This window comes from Yoonia sp. R78084 (assembly GCF_044595625.1).
Classification (GTDB): domain Bacteria; phylum Pseudomonadota; class Alphaproteobacteria; order Rhodobacterales; family Rhodobacteraceae; genus Yoonia.
This window is the reverse complement of record NZ_CP138993.1, coordinates 312107-327555: the sequence shown is the minus strand read 5'-3', so window position 1 is coordinate 327555 and position 15449 is coordinate 312107. Positions and strand designations below refer to the sequence as shown.

The 15449-nt window shown below is 57.4% G+C and carries 20 protein-coding genes; 13 read left to right on the top strand and 7 right to left on the bottom strand.

Annotation, left to right across the window (positions count from 1 at the left end; all coding sequences use genetic code 11):
* The first annotated feature begins 1 nt into the window (after position 1).
* The 11 genes from SJY29_RS01715 (at position 2) to rpmE (ending at position 5080) form a co-directional block, all read left to right on the top strand.
* Positions 2-550, top strand: a complete 549-nt coding sequence (locus SJY29_RS01715) for a GNAT family N-acetyltransferase (RefSeq protein ID WP_400086067.1) — start codon at positions 2-4, stop codon at positions 548-550.
* A complete protein-coding gene (locus SJY29_RS01710; RefSeq protein WP_400086064.1) occupies positions 547-1065 on the top strand; it encodes a GNAT family N-acetyltransferase in 519 nt (172 codons plus the stop codon). The genes SJY29_RS01715 and SJY29_RS01710 overlap by 4 nt, the downstream gene beginning before the upstream one ends.
* Positions 1058-1354, top strand: coding sequence for a chorismate mutase (locus SJY29_RS01705; RefSeq protein WP_055686444.1), 297 nt, complete (start codon positions 1058-1060; stop codon positions 1352-1354). The genes SJY29_RS01710 and SJY29_RS01705 overlap by 8 nt, the downstream gene beginning before the upstream one ends.
* Before the next feature lie 49 nt (positions 1355-1403).
* Entirely contained in the window at positions 1404-1817 is a 414-nt protein-coding gene (gene rpsP, locus SJY29_RS01700) for a 30S ribosomal protein S16 (RefSeq protein ID WP_400086060.1), read from the top strand.
* Between the two features lie 62 nt (positions 1818-1879).
* The gene (locus tag SJY29_RS01695) at positions 1880-2026 is read left to right on the top strand and encodes a hypothetical protein (protein WP_181417162.1); all 147 of its coding nucleotides are present in this window, start codon (positions 1880-1882) and stop codon (positions 2024-2026) included.
* Positions 2026-2544 (top strand): ribosome maturation factor RimM, encoded by a 519-nt coding sequence (gene rimM, locus SJY29_RS01690; protein WP_400086056.1) that lies wholly within the window; start codon positions 2026-2028, stop codon positions 2542-2544. The genes SJY29_RS01695 and rimM overlap by 1 nt, the downstream gene beginning before the upstream one ends.
* Complete coding sequence (locus tag SJY29_RS01685; protein WP_400086054.1) at positions 2531-3328, top strand: hypothetical protein; 798 nt, start codon at positions 2531-2533, stop codon at positions 3326-3328. Before rimM ends, SJY29_RS01685 begins: the two co-directional genes overlap by 14 nt.
* Complete coding sequence (gene trmD, locus SJY29_RS01680) at positions 3325-4113, top strand: tRNA (guanosine(37)-N1)-methyltransferase TrmD (RefSeq protein ID WP_400086051.1); 789 nt, start codon at positions 3325-3327, stop codon at positions 4111-4113. Before SJY29_RS01685 ends, trmD begins: the two co-directional genes overlap by 4 nt.
* A 61-nt stretch (positions 4114-4174) precedes the next feature.
* Entirely contained in the window at positions 4175-4360 is a 186-nt protein-coding gene (locus SJY29_RS01675) for a hypothetical protein (RefSeq protein ID WP_400086049.1), read from the top strand.
* Positions 4361-4463: 103 nt separating this feature from the next.
* A complete protein-coding gene (rplS, locus tag SJY29_RS01670) occupies positions 4464-4847 on the top strand; it encodes a 50S ribosomal protein L19 (RefSeq protein ID WP_055293929.1) in 384 nt (127 codons plus the stop codon).
* A gap of 11 nt (positions 4848-4858) precedes the next feature.
* Entirely contained in the window at positions 4859-5080 is a 222-nt protein-coding gene (gene rpmE, locus SJY29_RS01665; RefSeq protein ID WP_055293927.1) for a 50S ribosomal protein L31, read from the top strand.
* Positions 5081-5156: 76 nt separating this feature from the next.
* On the opposite strand, the gene SJY29_RS01660 is transcribed toward rpmE, so the two are convergent.
* A complete protein-coding gene (locus SJY29_RS01660) occupies positions 5157-5930 on the bottom strand; it encodes a GGDEF domain-containing protein (protein WP_400086046.1) in 774 nt (257 codons plus the stop codon).
* Between the two features lie 376 nt (positions 5931-6306).
* Positions 6307-7617 (bottom strand): DEAD/DEAH box helicase, encoded by a 1311-nt coding sequence (locus SJY29_RS01655; protein WP_400086044.1) that lies wholly within the window; start codon positions 7615-7617, stop codon positions 6307-6309.
* Positions 7618-7981: 364 nt separating this feature from the next.
* Between SJY29_RS01655 and SJY29_RS01650 the strand changes: the two genes are divergently transcribed.
* On the top strand, positions 7982-8791 hold the full coding sequence (locus SJY29_RS01650; RefSeq protein ID WP_400086041.1) for a division plane positioning ATPase MipZ: 810 nt from the start codon (positions 7982-7984) through the stop codon (positions 8789-8791).
* 96 nt (positions 8792-8887) lie between these two features.
* Positions 8888-10504, top strand: coding sequence for an FMN-binding glutamate synthase family protein (locus tag SJY29_RS01645; protein ID WP_400086038.1), 1617 nt, complete (start codon positions 8888-8890; stop codon positions 10502-10504).
* Here SJY29_RS01645 and SJY29_RS01640 read toward each other — a convergent pair.
* The 5 genes from SJY29_RS01640 to leuD all read right to left on the bottom strand — a co-directional run bounded on the left by SJY29_RS01640 (position 10497) and on the right by leuD (position 15413).
* Positions 10497-11486: a DMT family transporter gene (locus tag SJY29_RS01640; RefSeq protein ID WP_110279756.1), complete on the bottom strand. Its 990-nt coding sequence runs from the start codon at positions 11484-11486 to the stop codon at positions 10497-10499. The genes SJY29_RS01645 and SJY29_RS01640 overlap by 8 nt on opposite strands.
* On the bottom strand, positions 11486-12589 hold the full coding sequence (gene leuB, locus SJY29_RS01635) for a 3-isopropylmalate dehydrogenase (RefSeq protein WP_400086035.1): 1104 nt from the start codon (positions 12587-12589) through the stop codon (positions 11486-11488). Before leuB ends, SJY29_RS01640 begins: the two co-directional genes overlap by 1 nt.
* A gap of 73 nt (positions 12590-12662) precedes the next feature.
* Positions 12663-13658: an endonuclease/exonuclease/phosphatase family protein gene (locus tag SJY29_RS01630; protein WP_400086032.1), complete on the bottom strand. Its 996-nt coding sequence runs from the start codon at positions 13656-13658 to the stop codon at positions 12663-12665.
* A 32-nt stretch (positions 13659-13690) separates the two neighbouring features.
* On the bottom strand, positions 13691-14503 hold the full coding sequence (locus SJY29_RS01625; protein WP_400086029.1) for a hypothetical protein: 813 nt from the start codon (positions 14501-14503) through the stop codon (positions 13691-13693).
* A 304-nt stretch (positions 14504-14807) separates the two neighbouring features.
* Positions 14808-15413, bottom strand: coding sequence for a 3-isopropylmalate dehydratase small subunit (gene leuD, locus SJY29_RS01620; protein ID WP_055293907.1), 606 nt, complete (start codon positions 15411-15413; stop codon positions 14808-14810).
* Positions 15414-15449: the final 36 nt, after the last annotated feature.

Sequence of the window (15449 nt, the reverse complement as noted above, 5' to 3'; positions counted from 1 at the left end):
CATGACCCCCGCCCCCACACTCACCACAGCGCGGCTAACGCTGCGCGGCCCCCAGAAACGGGACCTTGCGGCCTTTTCCGCAATGGTCACGAATTCTGTGCGTATGGATGCTGTGGGCGGTCGCGGGACAGCGGATGACGCGTGGCGGGCATTTATCTCGGGGATCGGCCACTGGCATTGGCACGGCTACGGCTTCTTCATGGTCATCGAACGCGCAACTGGCATTGCCGCAGGGCGCGTGGGCGTCATCAACCACATTGATTGGCCACAACCCGAATTGGCCTGGCATATGTTCGACGGGTTCGAAGGGCGCTCATACGCATTCGAGGCGGCATGTGCAGTGCGCGAATGGGCAGGCAGCACTTTGGGGCTCGAACCCCTGATTTCGATGATCGCTCCGGCGAACACACGTTCCATCGCGCTGGCAACACGGCTTGGCGCGGTCGAGGAACGCCGCGACACTATAGACGGCGAAAACGTGATTGTTTTCCGCCATCTCTCGCATAACGACCCGCGCGTTGTCGCCCAGGCAGCGGGGGCTATTGCATGATCCCGACGTTGCACACAGAGCGGCTGACACTGCGCCCTTACCGGCGCGACGATCTTGAGACCTACGCGGCCTTTATGGGTAGCGAACGGGCGGTTCATATGGACGGCCCTCTGGACCGTGCGACATCTTGGGCATGGTTCACCAACGATGTGGCCACTTGGGCGCTGTACGGCTTTGGAACGCTGGCAATCGAGAAGGATGGCGCGCTCGCCGGTGGTTTGGGCCTTGTGCATCCGCCGCACTTTCCCGAGCCGGAATGTGGCTGGTTCGTGTTTGACGGATTTACAGGACAAGGGTTAGCCGAAGAAGCAGGCCGTGCCATGCTCGACTATACCTTTGCCACTACCGATCTGGAAACGATCGTCAGCTATATCGGCGAACACAATGCAGCCTCGATCCGCGTGGCAGAGAAACTGGGCGCCAAGCTGGACCCAGAGGCTGCGGCACCCGAGGACGAAGGCACCCTCGTCTACCGCCACTTTCCGCAGTCCCCCCAAGGAGGCTCCAATGACTGACACCGCAACCCGTGCTGCCGAGATCCTCAAAGGACATCGCGAAAGCATCGACCGGCTTGATGCCATTCTCGTCTATACTTTGGGCGAGCGGTTCAAGCATACGCAGGCTGTCGGGCGGCTCAAAGCCGAACACGACCTGCCCCCATCCGACCCCGCGCGTGAAGAACAACAGATCGCGCGGCTCACCGAGCTTGCAAACCAGGCTGATCTTGATCCTGAGTTTGCCAAGAAATTCCTGAATTTCATTATTCAGGAAGTCATCCAACACCACAAACAACACCAATCGTAGGGTGGATCCTGATCCACCTTACAAGCATCATCTTTAAGGAGACTATCTGATGGCTATGAAAATCCGTTTGGCCCGTGGCGGCTCAAAGAAACGTCCATTCTACGCAATTGTGGCTGCTGACAGCCGCATGCCGCGCGATGGCCGTTTCATCGAAAAGCTGGGCACATATAATCCCATGCTGCCCAAAGACAGCGAAGAACGCGTGAAAATGAACGTTGAGCGCATCAAGTACTGGTTGGGCGAAGGCGCACAGCCGACCGACCGCGTATCACGCATGCTGGAAGCCGCAGGCGAGCTGCCCAAGAAAGACCGCAGCAACCCCAAGAAGGGCACACCCGGCAAAGCCGCTCAGGCGCGCGCTGAAGAGAAAGCCGCCAAGGCCGCCGCTGCGAAAGAAGCAGCAAACGCACCAGCCGAGGAAGCACCTGCAGAAGTGGCAGAAGAAGCCGCAGCAGAAGAGTAAACCTCACATCGTTGCCCCGGTTCTAGCCGGGGCAACACCCCCTCCCCTTTGGGACGACATTCATGTTCCGCTTGTTGCGCACGATCATTCTGGTGATGTTTGCCTTTGTGGCCGGCATGCTGTTTGAACGTGAAGGACGCCAGCAAACCTGTGAAGGTGGCGGCGGGCTATGGATCGAAAATATCTGCGTTGGACCGGAGTTTAACTGATGAGCGATCGTGTGATTGTGGGTTCTATTGGCGGCGCATTTGGCGTTCACGGCGAAGTGCGCCTGAAGTCCTATTGTGCCGATCCGCAAGCGATTGCCGACTACACCCCGCTTTATACCGAAGACGGCCGCAGTTTTGCGCAGGTTGTCCTGACAGGGCAGCTCAAAAACGGGTTTACGGCCCGCATTGATGGCGTTGTCACGAAAGAAGACGCCGATGCCCTGCGCAATGTCGACCTTTACGCGCCACGCGATGTGATGCCTTCACTGCCGGATGACGAATACTATTACGCCGATCTGATGGGGCTGACTGTCGTTGACACAGGCGGCGTCACCTTGGGAACCGTCAAGAACGTGATGGACCATGGCGCGGGCGATCTGCTTGAGATCATTGTACCGGGCCAGTCAGAAACCGTGCTTTTGCCCTTTACCCAAGCTGCTGTGCCAACTGTTGACCTTAGCGCGCGGCGGATCGTGGCAGACCCTCCGGACGGGCTGTTTCCCGATGCAGCCACATAGCCCGCGCCGCGTGATCATTCATGCCGGTTTTCATAAGACCGGCACGAAAACCGTGCAAAATGTACTGAAGGCACATCACCAGCTCTTGGCCCCGCATGTCTGCGTCATCCTGAAATCGGATATTCGAGGACTATGCACAGCGGCGCTTGCCTATTCTCAACGACCCGATACGACACGGCTACATCACTTCCGCGATGAAGCCGCGCTGTGCTTTGGCGACATTCCTGCAGATGATGCACGCCCGATCCTGATCAGTGCCGAAGACCTCGCTGGCGCGATCCCGGGGCGACGCAAGCGCATCGGCTACCCGCATGCCACGGCGCTTTTGAGCACGCTTGTCGCGCAAATGACACCCGATTGCGCGCCGCATATCTATCTGTCGATCCGTGCGCCTGCGGCATGGCTGAAAAGTTGCTATGCGCATAATCTGCGACATGCACGCACCCGCCTTTCCCTAGACGCATTCATCGCAGCGCACACCGGTCCGCGTTTGGACGACATCGCAGCTGACATCGCGTCAGCCCTGGACCCTGTGCCTGTCACAACCGCTGCACTGGAAGAGACCTCCGGCGCGGCAGAAGGACCATTGACGCCAATCCTTGATCTGCTGGCGTTTCCGGACGCCCTGCGCAAACGACTTCGGCCAACCACAGTCAGTAACCCGTCTTTGCCACCGCATATTCTGGACGGGCTGTTAGAACTGAACCGAAACGAAGATGATGGCGCACGCCGCAATGCGGCAAAAAAGCAATTCATCGCTGATTACATGAGGCGTACGCAATGACCAAAGCCCCCCGCTCTGCCGGACGCATCGCTGTGCGGCCAACATTACAGCCCCGTGAATTGATGACAGACACACCTGATATTGCGGGGTCATGGACTGCGCAAATTATCACATTGTTTCCGCAAGCCTTTCCCGGCGTATTGGGCGAGAGCCTGACCGGCAAGGCCTTGCAGGACGGGCTGTGGCAATTGCAGACCTTTGATCTGCGGACCTATGGCATTGGCAAACATCGCAACGTTGATGATACCCCCGCAGGGGGTGGTGCCGGCATGGTGCTGCGCGCCGATGTGCTGGAAAAGGCAATCGAGGATGCGCGCGCTGGCACTAAAGGTATCGCGCCGCTGATCTATCTCTCGCCGCGCGGCCGGCGGTTTGATCAGGCCATGGCGCGCGAATGGGCGCGGATGGACGGGGTGACGATGCTTTGCGGGCGCTTTGAAGGCGTCGACGAGCGCGTCTTGCAGCATTTTGGCATTCAGGAAGTCAGTCTCGGTGATTTTGTCATGACCGGCGGTGAGATTGCCGCACAGGCGATGATTGATGCGACTGTGCGGCTCTTGCCGGGTGTGCTGGGCAATGTAGACAGTGCTGTCGAGGAAAGCTTTTCATCAGGTCTGCTGGAACATCCGCAGTTCACCAAGCCGGCCGAGTGGCAGGGTCATGCGATCCCGGATGTTCTGCTGTCTGGCAACCACGCCAAAATCGCGGAATGGCGACGCGCGATGGCCGAGAAAATCACCCGTGAACGGCGGCCTGATCTCTGGGCGGCCTACCAGAAGAAATAGGGGCGCTGCCCCTCGGCTCCGCCTCACCCCGAAGTTTGAGGGGACATGGAAAGTCAAAGAGGTGTTTGGCATCGCCAATGCGCCAAAACCCCTTGATCCATCAGCCACCCCCGCTTATATGGCAGCATTCCCGGTCAGCGTGCTGATTCCGGGCGTTGGTTTATGGAACCATCTGGAGCATGAGAGCATCTTCGTTGGTGCAGCCCTCACCAGACAGGCCGGACAGCCACAACAAAAGAAAAGATGACGTATCTCTGGCGGGCAGGCAACTGGACCCGATAACGACACAGAGCTCTGGGCCACAAAGAAACATTGCGGAGTACCGCAAGCATTTAAAAGGAGCGTTTCAGATGGACCTGATCGCACAACTCGAAGCGGAACAAGTCGCCGCACTTGGGAAAGACATCCCGGACTTCAAAGCGGGTGACACCATCCGTGTTGGTTACAAAGTGACCGAAGGCACACGCAGCCGTGTGCAGAACTACGAAGGCGTGTGCATCGCCCGCAAGAACGGCAAAGGCATTGCCGGTTCTTTCACAGTGCGCAAGATTTCCTTTGGCGAAGGTGTTGAGCGTGTATTCCCGCTGCACTCAACAAACATCGACAGCATCACCGTGGTTCGCCGTGGTCGCGTGCGTCGCGCCAAGCTGTACTATCTGCGTTCGCGTCGCGGCAAATCCGCACGTATTGCAGAAGTCACAAACTACAAGGCGCCCAAGGGCGCTGAAGCGTAAGGATCACGACCATGAAAAAAGATACGCATCCCGACTACCACATCATCGACGTCAAAATGACCGATGGCACAGTGGTGCAGATGAAATCCACATGGGGCAAGGAAGGCGATACAATGTCGCTGGATATCGACCCATCCGTGCACCCTGCATGGAACGGTGGTTCCACACGTTTGATGGACGCCGGTGGCCGTGTGTCCAAGTTCAAGAACAAATACGCCGGTCTGGGCTTCTAAGACAGGCAAGGGTTCTACCCGCATTACAAGATCAAACGCCGCCACTGAAAAGGGGCGGCGTTCTTCGTTTCATACGTCAAGAAAGCGACGTTGACGGCAAGGCAACAGGGAACCCGTGCGGCGTTGCAAGGCGATGATCAGGCACACAAACACGGAAGCAGGCCCTGCCCGCAGATTTTGCCTGATAGACGGCTTTGTCGGCCAGACGCAGGGCATCATGGCGAACCATCGTTCGATCTGATCGCGCAATACCCACTGACGCAGTGACACGCTGGATTGAACCCTGCCCGGGATCAAAGGCCAACCCTTCACTCATCCGCGTGGCGATCCGCTGCAGCTTTGCATCATCCGCCTGTCCCAGCACCGCTGCAAATTCCTCACCCCCGATACGTGCGAGTATATCCCCCGGTTCCAGACTGGTACGGAGATGCAGCGCCATCTGTCGCAGGCAACGATCGCCGATGTCATGCCCGAAGGTGTCGTTGATGTCTTTAAAACGGTCAACGTCGATGATCATCATCGCCTGTGTCGGTGAAATCCGTTCGGGTGTGTTGTCCATAAACCAACGGCGGTTGGGCAGGTCCGTCAAGGCATCGCGCGTGGCTTGCAGGTAAAGGCGTTTTTGCAGCGCGTTCAAATGCCCGATCAGCAAGAGTGCAAAGGTGCACATCGGCAGTGCCGTGAATGTCGCGTCACTGAGATTTTCCCAATAGGTTTTCTGCCCGGGTAATCCGTAGACGAAGATGTGGCGAACATGGTTCATCAGACCGGAAATCAGGACGAAAACCAAAAGCTTGACAAGAAAGTCAAACTTGCCAGTTGGCGCTGTCAGTCTGACAAATCGTTCCACCAAGTACCCCGCCAACAACAGATGACGGATGAACATGCACCGTCACAGTACATGAACATATGGTCGAAGTGTTAATTTACTCTTGATGTGTGTTGCGTCGAAAGTCGCCAAATGGCGGAAGACAATGCGCGTTTGGCGCACAGCTGAGCGGTTTGATTGGCCAAATCGTCCCGAATGCATAAGACCGCGGCGTTCTTGAGCGCATGATGCAACGGCGGTCGCAAAGTCACTTGTTGTCGTTTCGCGCCGCCAGGCACTGAAGGCGCAGGAAAGCCAGAATGCCCTTCGCAAGTGTATTGACCGCGAGGCCGCAACGGCGGCCCCGCAAGCTTCACATAAAATTTGCCTTCAAAATGGAGGCCTTACACAAGAACGGCTAGGCCGCAGATTGACTGCGTGCCCGTCCGCCGCCACCACCGCGACGCCGACCGGCAGGCTTGCCCTGTCCACCCGCAGGCTTGCCTGCAGCACGTGGTGCGCCTGATCGCTGCCCACCACCGGCACCGCGACGACCACCACCGCCGCCACCATTGGGCCGCTTTTTCTGGCCGGGTTGGACTTCCCAAGGACGCCCCGAAGCGACAGGGATCGTGTCCTTCATCGCTTTTTCGATGTCCTGCAATTCGATCATCTCGTCCGGTGCGACCAGTGCAACCGCACTCCCGTCAGCCCCGGCGCGCGCTGTCCGCCCGATCCGGTGAACGTAATTTTCGGCCACGTTCGGCAGGTCATAGTTATAGACAAACCGCACATCAGGGATATCCAGACCACGTGCCGCAACATCCGTGGCGACCAGAACGCGGGTTTTGCCAGCCTTGAAGGCATCAAGCGCACGTTGGCGCTGGCCCTGAGATTTGTTGCCGTGAATAGAGGCGGCCGCAAAGCCCTTTTTCTCAAGTACTTTATAGAGCTTTTCGCAACCGTGTTTGGTGCGCCCAAAGACAATCGCCAGTTCATCGCGGTGTTTGTCCAGCAGTTCGATCAGCAGATCGGTCTTGGCGGCTTGCGCCACAAAATGGACGGACTGGTTGATCTTCTTCACAGCCTGCCCGGGAGGGTTTACCTGCACGCGCACGGCATCAGTGAGGTAGGTATTCGCCAATTCGCCCATCAGCTTTGGCATTGTGGCCGAGAACATCATGGTCTGGCGGTCCTTGGCCAGCAATGGTGCAATCCGGCGCAGCGCGTGGATAAAGCCCATGTCGAGCATCTGGTCGGCCTCATCCAGCACCAAATAGATGGTTTCATCAAGACGCACGGCACGGCGGTCCAGCAAGTCGATCAAACGACCGGGCGTTGCGACCAGCAGGTCAACACCGCCGGCCAGACGCTTGGTCTGGGCAACGATACCCGCACCCCCGACCACAAGCGCCACCTTCAGGTGGCTGCCCTTGGTATATGCGGTCAGGTTGTCGGAAATCTGTTTGGCCAACTCGCGCGTCGGCGCAAGGATCAGACCGCGTGTTGTTTTCGGGTTCGGTTTGACGCCAGCCTTCAAAAGCGCGTGGATCATCGGCAAACCAAAGGCCGCGGTTTTACCGCTGCCGGTCTGCGCCAGACCCATCACATCGCGGCCGTTCATGGCGTGCGGGATGGCTTGGGTTTGAATGGGGGTGGGATCAGTGATCCCTTGTTCTTTGAGAACGTTCACGAGACGGGGCGCGAGGCCCAGCATGTCAAAATCCATGAATGGATATCCTATTTTCTGCGGGCCAGCAGCCCGCGCATATCATTTGGCCCACGGCAAAACGCCATGACCCTGTGCAAGGTTGCGCCAATATGCTGACAGCCAAGACCGCATTGTCCGGGCGCCGATGTGGCGCGGGACCCCTGCGTGATGTGGGAACCTGAGATTAACGGACGCCTTGCGGATAGACTTATCGTCTCGCTCTGCTCACGCGGCAGCTTGCGTCGGTTGAGTGTCACATGAGGCTTTGCACGCCATCTGTCAAGGGGACGGGAAAATACCGGCCGATGTGTTGCATGTGCTTTCCCTTGCACCACCCACATCATATAGTGGTCGGAGGCAAGAAACGACGGGGAATCGATCAGTGGCGCATATTATCGTGGTCGGCAACGAAAAGGGCGGCGCGGGCAAATCGACTGTTTCGATGCATGTGGCGACGGCCCTTGCACGCATGGGACATCGCGTTGGCACCCTTGATCTTGACCTGCGCCAGAAAACACTTGGGCGCTATGTGCTGAACCGCCAAAACTATATGGAGCAGCAGGGATTGCACCTGCCCTCGCCCACGTACCATGAACTGCCCGATATTGATCAAAAAATCCTCGAACCAGGCGAAAATGCCTTCGATCATAGGCTCTCGATGGCTGTGGCCAAGATGGAAGCCAATGCCGAATTTATTCTGATTGATTGCCCGGGTTCACACACCCGCCTCAGCCAGGTGGCCCACTCTTTGGCCGATACGCTGATCACGCCCCTCAATGACAGTTTTGTAGACTTCGATCTCCTTGCGCATGTCGACAGCGACGGCGAAGAAATCACCTCGCCTTCGGTCTATTCTGAAATGGTCTGGAACGCGCGCCAGTTGCGCAGCCAGGCCGGATTGAAGCCGATCGACTGGGTTGTCGTGCGCAACAGGATGGGTGCGCAGGCCATGGTGAACAAACAAAAGATGGAACGCGTGATCGAGAAGCTGGCCAAGCGGATCGGTTTCCGCACAGCGCCCGGGTTCAATGAGCGCGTCATCTTCCGCGAGCTCTTTCCGCGTGGCATGACACTGCTTGACCTGCGCGATCTTGGCGTGAAGGGGATGAATATCTCCAACGTAGCGGCCCGTCAGGAACTGCGCGATTTGATCAAAGCGCTTGATCTGCCCGGTGTGACGCCAAATTTCTAGGTCAGGAACGGGAAAGTGAGCGCTCACAGCTCAAAACTGCCCTTTTATTAAGCAAATCAGCCGCATAGTGTATCGCTCATATACGGAGGGTTTGCATTGCAAAAACTGATTTCACTACAGCGCTATAGCACATTTGTCGTTGCCGCCGTTTTGACTCTGATCTGCTTTATCATCGGGTTTTGGGCAACATGGGTTTTCGTTCTGGCCGCTATCTTTGGCGCCTTCACGCTTCTGGGCGTGCATGACGTCCGCCAAGACCGCCACGCCATTTTGCGCAACTATCCCATCCTTGGACATCTTCGTTTTATCTTCGAAAAGATCCGCCCCGAAATTCGACAATATCTGATTGAAAGCGATCAGGACGAACAACCCTTCAGCCGCGAACAACGCTCGCTGGTCTATCAGCGGTCAAAAGGCGCGGAGGATAAACGCCCGTTCGGGACACAGGAGAAGGTGTACGAGGCGGGCTATTCATGGCTCACGCACTCGGTTGAGCCCACGCACTTCGAAACTACCGATTTCCGCGTCAAGATCGGCGGCCCGGACTGCAAACAGCCCTATAATGCCTCGCTCTACAACATCTCGGCCATGAGCTTTGGGTCCCTCTCTGCCAATGCGATTTCAGCTTTGAACAAAGGGGCCAAGATGGGCGGTTTCGCCCATGATACCGGCGAAGGCGGCATCAGCCGCTATCATCGGGAAGGTGGCGATCTGATTTTTGAGGTCGGCTCGGGTTATTTCGGATGCCGCAATCATGACGGCACATTCAACCCCGAGAAGTTCGCCCAAATTGCCGCTGACGAACAGGTCAAGATGATCGAGATCAAGCTCAGCCAAGGCGCAAAACCGGGCCACGGTGGCATGTTGCCGGCGGCCAAGATCACCCCCGAGATCGCCGAGGCCCGCGATATCCCCATGGGTGTCGACTGCGTCTCACCGGCAAGTCACAGCGCCTTCAAAGGCCCGATGGGGCTGGTCAAATTTGTGGGCCAGTTGCGTGAACTGTCCGACGGCAAACCCATCGGCTTCAAGCTCTGCATCGGGCACCGGCGCGAATTCATGTGCATCGTCAAAGCCATGCTGGAAACAGGCATTACCCCTGATTTTATTGTGGTTGATGGCACCGAAGGCGGCACAGGTGCCGCACCTTTGGAATTTGCCAACCACGTCGGCATGCCCATGGTTGAGGGGCTGACATTCGTGCACAACACACTGCGCGGCGCGGGCATCCGTGACCGCGTCAAAATCGGCGCAGCGGGCAAGGTTGTCAGTGCTTTTGACATCGCGCGGGCGCTGTCATTGGGTGCCGATTGGTGCAACTCGGCGCGCGGCTATATGTTTGCGATTGGCTGTATTCAGGCGCAGGCCTGCCATACCAATCACTGCCCCGTGGGCGTGACCACCCAAGACCCGATCCGGCAAAAAGCACTCAACGTGAACGACAAGAGCAAGCGCGTGGCGCGGTTCCACGCAAATACACTGAAAGCGCTGGGCGAGATGGCGGCGGCAGCAGGTCTGGACGATCCTTGCGGCTTCTTGCCTTACCATTTCATGACGCGCAAAGGCGACGGGCAGATGACCGAGGCGGCAGATGTCTATACCTATCTGCGCGAAGGTTTCCTGCTTGATGATGGCACCGATAACCCGATCTACCGCGAACGCTGGGCGCGCGCCAATCCCAACAGCTTTGCCCCGCCAGAGGCGGCTAGGTAGCGCTGTCGTCTTTGTGGTCGTCGGGGCGTGGCGGCGTCTTACCCGCAGCGCGCATAAAGAGCGATACGCGGGGCGTTGTCCCTGTCTCGGAGCGTGACCGCGTGCGCAGCACCGGCGTGTTCTCGGAGTTGCCGCTCCTGCTCTCGCGCAGCACGATGTAAAGACCGCTGGCAATGATAATGCCCGCACCTATGGCGGTGGCACGATCAATGCTTTCGTCAAAGAAAAGATAGCCGAAAATAGTGGCCCAGATGATCTGGCTGTATTGCATCGGCGCGATGATGGCAGCCTCACCCGCCTGATAGGCGGAAATGACAAGACGGCTTGCCACCCATGCAAAAGCGGCGATGATCCCCAAGAGGCCAAGGTGCTCAATCGGCATCGGGACATAAACGAAGGGCAACGCGCAGGCCATGACGATGAATGTCACCATCATCGGGTAAAGCAGCATCACCACCGGCCGCTCATCCGCGCCGATCTTGCGCACGACGATCGACGCCAAAGACCCGCCTACCGCAGCCGCCAATGCCGCCAGATGTCCCAAGGACAAATCTGTATCGCCGGGCCGCAGCACAACCAGAACCCCCGCAAGGCCCACCAGCACGGCCAGCCAGCGGCGCAACCTGACGGTTTCACCCAGAACAGGGATCGCAAGCACAGTGATCAACAAAGGGGACGCAAAGAGAATGGCATAGGTTTGTGCCAGCGGCAGGACCGAAAAGGCATAAAAGGCAGATACCCCCGTCACCACTGTCGCCACCGTCCGCAGCGCCAACCACCACGGATGCACCGGCACCAGCGTTCCGGGTGATGCATCCCGCATCAGCATTACCATCGCGAGCGGGAAGCTTAGCAGAACACTGAAAAAGACGATCTGGATGGGCGAATAAATCCCACCCAGAACCTTTACCACCACATCGTGCGTCGAGAATATGCCAAAGGCAAGCAAAGCAAATAATGCGCCTTTGACATTCGGTGACATCAGAGGCTCGCGTCCAGTGCCGCAAGGATCACGTCACCCATCTGCGTGGTGCTGAGCGGGGTGCCGCCTTCGGGGCCCATCAGGTCCGCTGTGCGTGCGCCATCAGAGAGGACTTTCTCGATCGCGGCTTCCAGACGATCGGCTTCGGCGCCTTCGTCGAAAGAATAGCGCAATGCCATTGCAAAGCTGAGAATACAGGCAATCGGGTTCGCCTTGCCTTGGCCGGTGATATCGGGGGCCGAACCATGCACCGGTTCATACATCGCCTTCGGGCGTCCATTGGCCATCGGAAGCCCCAGCGACGCTGAAGGCAGCATCCCCAATGAACCGGTCAGCATCGCGGCACAATCCGACAGGATATCACCGAAAAGGTTGTCGGTCAGGATCACGTCGAACTGCTTGGGCGCGCGCACCAGCTGCATGGCGCCGTTGTCGGCGTACATGTGGCTCAGTTCGATTTCAGGATAATCAGCGTGAACTTCGGTGACGACATCCCGCCACAGAATACCGCTCTCCATCACATTGGCCTTCTCCATCGAGCAGACCTTCTTGTTACGCTTCATGGCCAGATCAAATGCCGCACGCGCGGCGCGTTCGATCTCGGCCTCGGTATAGCGCTGGGTGTTGATGCCCACGCGCATATTGTCTTCGATATGGATGCCGCGCGGTTCACCGAAATAGACGCCAGAGGTCAGCTCGCGCACGATCATGATATCCAGACCGGAAACGATATCTTTCTTCAGAGACGAGAAATCAGCTAGCGCGTCAAAACACTGGGCGGGACGCAGGTTCGCAAAAAGATCCATTTCCTTGCGCAGGCGCAGCAACCCGCGTTCCGGCTTTACGCTGAAGTCGAGGTTGTCATACTTTGGCCCGCCGACGGCCCCTAGCAGAACCGCGTCGACTTCCTGCGCCTTGGCCATCGTGTCGTCGTGCAGCGGTACGCCATGCGCGTCATATGCAGCGCCACCAACAAGATCTTCCGAGACGTCAAACGTCAGATCGCGCTTGTCACCGAACCAACCGATGATCCGCTTCACTTCGTCCATAACTTCGGGGCCAATGCCGTCACCGGCGAGGATCAAAAGAGAAGGGTTTGCCATTGTGTTGGTCCTTGCTTGAAATTGTTGCAAATGCCCTATCGCGATGGGGCGTCAGGTTCAAGATACCAAGCCGTTAGCGGCTGATATCGACCCAGACAAGCCGGTGCGGACCAGCGGCCAAACCATCCTCACCCAGAAGGGCACGTTCGGGATCGTCGGGTCCAGGCCAGAATACGCCTGCAGCCACGATCTGCCAGTCTCGGGACGGCAAAACATAGCTGACGCGCAAATCCCCCGGGCCGTCTTCCGGCCAATCAGCTGTTGGCTGATCCGGCAGCGGATCTTGCAGTGAAACGCGCGCCAGGAAGTCTGCCATAGCCTGTCGATAGCCTTCGCCCCCCTCCGGATCGAGATTGGCATTTCCCGCAATCACAAAACTTTCCGGAGCAGGCCCAAAGCCACCCTCCAATACCACTTCCCACAGACGCAGTTCATCGCGGTTGCGTAGCCCGTTCATGTCTTCGGGCCCATCAAAAACCGGCGGTGTCGCATCGAATGCCATCACAGAAATCGGAGGGCCACCCGGCACTGCGATCGGGACAATCCAATGGCCCGTTGATGACAGGCGCAATTGGTTCAATGCATCGTCGCCAAGAAACGGCACGCCTTCCCATTGGGGCAAAGTGGCATCAGGCAGATCTTTCCAAAGGACCCCGGAAAAATCAGTCGCCTGCCCAGCCAGGATTGGAAAGCGCGACAGGATCGCCATGCCGCCGTCTCCGGCAAACCGGCCATAACCTTGTGCATCCCGCGCCTCACCCAGCCGACCGTTTGCGTTCAGATCAAGACCCGTTGCCATGCCCGCATTTGGCGGCAAGGCAAACATATACGGATAGGGATCGGCAAATGAGGCTGCAAAGGCAGCAAGCGCGATTCCATCCAGATCATAGTCAAAATCCGTTAAAACCAGAATATCGGGCTCATTGCGAGCGATGACAGTCTGAATAGCGATAATCTCTGTCACGTCACCACTTTGGATGTCACGTAGCAAGAGCCCAGGTCCGTCGCGGCTCAACGGGGCGGCGAATGTTGCCACGCGAAGCGTTTCGGCTTGTGCCGTGCCGGCCATACAAAGGCCAACGTAGAGAGCACCCCAGACGCCTAGTCGCCGTAAGACTTGCGGCGCTGCACCTCGATCATCTGCGCAACACGGCTGAGAGCCACACCGCGCATCAGAATACTGGCTGGCAGGAATGCCCATGCAGAAACCGTCCAAATCAAGGTCTGCGGGTTATCAAGATTGATCGCCGTACCCATCGCCGCGATCAACTTGAGCACCGCTGGCACCAAGAAGGGCAGCAAGAACCCTAATATAATGTTAATGCGGCCATCCCGCTGGAGCCTTTTGACAACATCACCGCCTGCAGTGGGGTCAAAAGTCGGCAGGTTGATCCAGACATTGAAAGCGCCAGTCCGGCGCGGCCAGCGATAAAGCCGCAGCAAGACAATGAACCAGATGACGGAAAACACCGAGATCAGATAGCTCAGGCCTGCGGCATCCCGCAGGTGCTGGATAACGGCAGGATCCGTGCCGTCCGGCATCATGACAACCATCAGGCGCACTGGCGAATAGGGGAAATCAATCGTGGCGCCGATCACGCTACCGCTGTTTTGAAAATAGGTCGATATCGCACTGGGCGACTCGACGCCTTTGAAGATCATGGCAAGGCAGAAAACGGTCGCAAAAAGCGCAGAGAAGCGAACTCTGTTGAAGGGCGGCGCGTCGCGGAATTCAACAAGACTGGGGCTGCTTGAACTATATTCGACGATTGTGAAAAGCGCCCCGAAAATCGCGACCAGCACAATGATCTGCGTATTATCCGAGCCGCTGCTCGGCACAAGCGCGTAGGGCATGACAACCAAGATCACGACCAGAATAGCTCTCACCAATGCTGCGGGCAAACGAGATAACACTGCACTACATCCTCTTTCGGGCTGACGGAAAGGCGCAATATCTCGCCCTGCAGCCCGCAAGCCCCTGTGCCTATCTATATTCTTTATCCGAATGTGAACAAATCCTCTTTCACGCTTCAACTGATGGACACGTGAAACGCGGGGCAAACTTCCATTTTGACTGCAAAGTGATGCTGGAATGCCACCACGTCGTGGCAATTCTGTCGCAGGTGCGCCGGCAGTGATGGCCGCGCCGCTACTCAGACCGCGAAATAAGAAAGCCGCCCCCGAAGGAACGGCTTGTCTATTCGGTAGAATCTGAAACCTAGACCCAAGGACGGACTGTGGCTGCTTCGGCTTCGAAGGCGTCGATTGATGCGGCCTTTTCCATCGTCAATCCGATGTCATCGAGACCATTCATCAGACAATGCTTCTTGAAGCTGTCGACTTCAAAACTGAAGGTCTCGCCATCCGAAGTTGTCACCGTCTGCGCTTCCAGATCAACCTCGATGCGCGCGTTCGATCCCTTTTCGGCATCTTTCATCAACACATCCACCTGCTCTTGCGGCAGAACGATGGGCAGAATGCCGTTCTTGAAGCAGTTGTTATAGAAGATGTCTGCATAGGACGGCGCGATCACGCAAGTGATGCCAAAGTCGGCAATCGCCCAAGGCGCATGTTCACGCGAGGACCCGCAACCGAAGTTGTCGCCCGCAACAAGGATCTGTGCTTCGCGATACTGCGGTTTATTCAGCACGAAATCGGGGATTTCGTTGCGGTCGTCGTCATAGCGCATTTCATCAAAGAGGTTCACGCCAAGACCAGAACGCTTGATCGTTTTCAGGAACTGCTTGGGGATGATCATATCGGTGTCGATATTGACCAAAGGCATGGGTGCTGCAATGCCGCTGAGTTTTGTAAATTTCTGCATCTTTTTTCCTTTCGGGCTGCTCATCAGCCCCTTCGG

What these genes read in the sequence shown, in the direction of transcription:
- SJY29_RS01710 (WP_400086064.1), top strand. Translation starts at nt 547, where the DNA reads ATGATCCCGACGTTGCACACAGAGCGGCTGACACTGCGCCCTTACCGG.
- rimM (WP_400086056.1), top strand. Translation starts at nt 2,026, where the DNA reads ATGAGCGATCGTGTGATTGTGGGTTCTATTGGCGGCGCATTTGGCGTT.
- SJY29_RS01630 (WP_400086032.1), bottom strand. Translation starts at nt 13,658, where the DNA reads ATGGCCGGCACGGCACAAGCCGAAACGCTTCGCGTGGCAACATTCGCC.
- rplS (WP_055293929.1), top strand. Translation starts at nt 4,464, where the DNA reads ATGGACCTGATCGCACAACTCGAAGCGGAACAAGTCGCCGCACTTGGG.
- SJY29_RS01705 (WP_055686444.1), top strand. Translation starts at nt 1,058, where the DNA reads ATGACTGACACCGCAACCCGTGCTGCCGAGATCCTCAAAGGACATCGC.
- rpmE (WP_055293927.1), top strand. Translation starts at nt 4,859, where the DNA reads ATGAAAAAAGATACGCATCCCGACTACCACATCATCGACGTCAAAATG.
- leuD (WP_055293907.1), bottom strand. Translation starts at nt 15,413, where the DNA reads ATGCAGAAATTTACAAAACTCAGCGGCATTGCAGCACCCATGCCTTTG.
- SJY29_RS01685 (WP_400086054.1), top strand. Translation starts at nt 2,531, where the DNA reads ATGCAGCCACATAGCCCGCGCCGCGTGATCATTCATGCCGGTTTTCAT.
- SJY29_RS01695 (WP_181417162.1), top strand. Translation starts at nt 1,880, where the DNA reads ATGTTCCGCTTGTTGCGCACGATCATTCTGGTGATGTTTGCCTTTGTG.
- SJY29_RS01640 (WP_110279756.1), bottom strand. Translation starts at nt 11,486, where the DNA reads ATGTCACCGAATGTCAAAGGCGCATTATTTGCTTTGCTTGCCTTTGGC.
- SJY29_RS01715 (WP_400086067.1), top strand. Translation starts at nt 2, where the DNA reads ATGACCCCCGCCCCCACACTCACCACAGCGCGGCTAACGCTGCGCGGC.
- leuB (WP_400086035.1), bottom strand. Translation starts at nt 12,589, where the DNA reads ATGGCAAACCCTTCTCTTTTGATCCTCGCCGGTGACGGCATTGGCCCC.
- rpsP (WP_400086060.1), top strand. Translation starts at nt 1,404, where the DNA reads ATGGCTATGAAAATCCGTTTGGCCCGTGGCGGCTCAAAGAAACGTCCA.
- SJY29_RS01655 (WP_400086044.1), bottom strand. Translation starts at nt 7,617, where the DNA reads ATGGATTTTGACATGCTGGGCCTCGCGCCCCGTCTCGTGAACGTTCTC.
- trmD (WP_400086051.1), top strand. Translation starts at nt 3,325, where the DNA reads ATGACCAAAGCCCCCCGCTCTGCCGGACGCATCGCTGTGCGGCCAACA.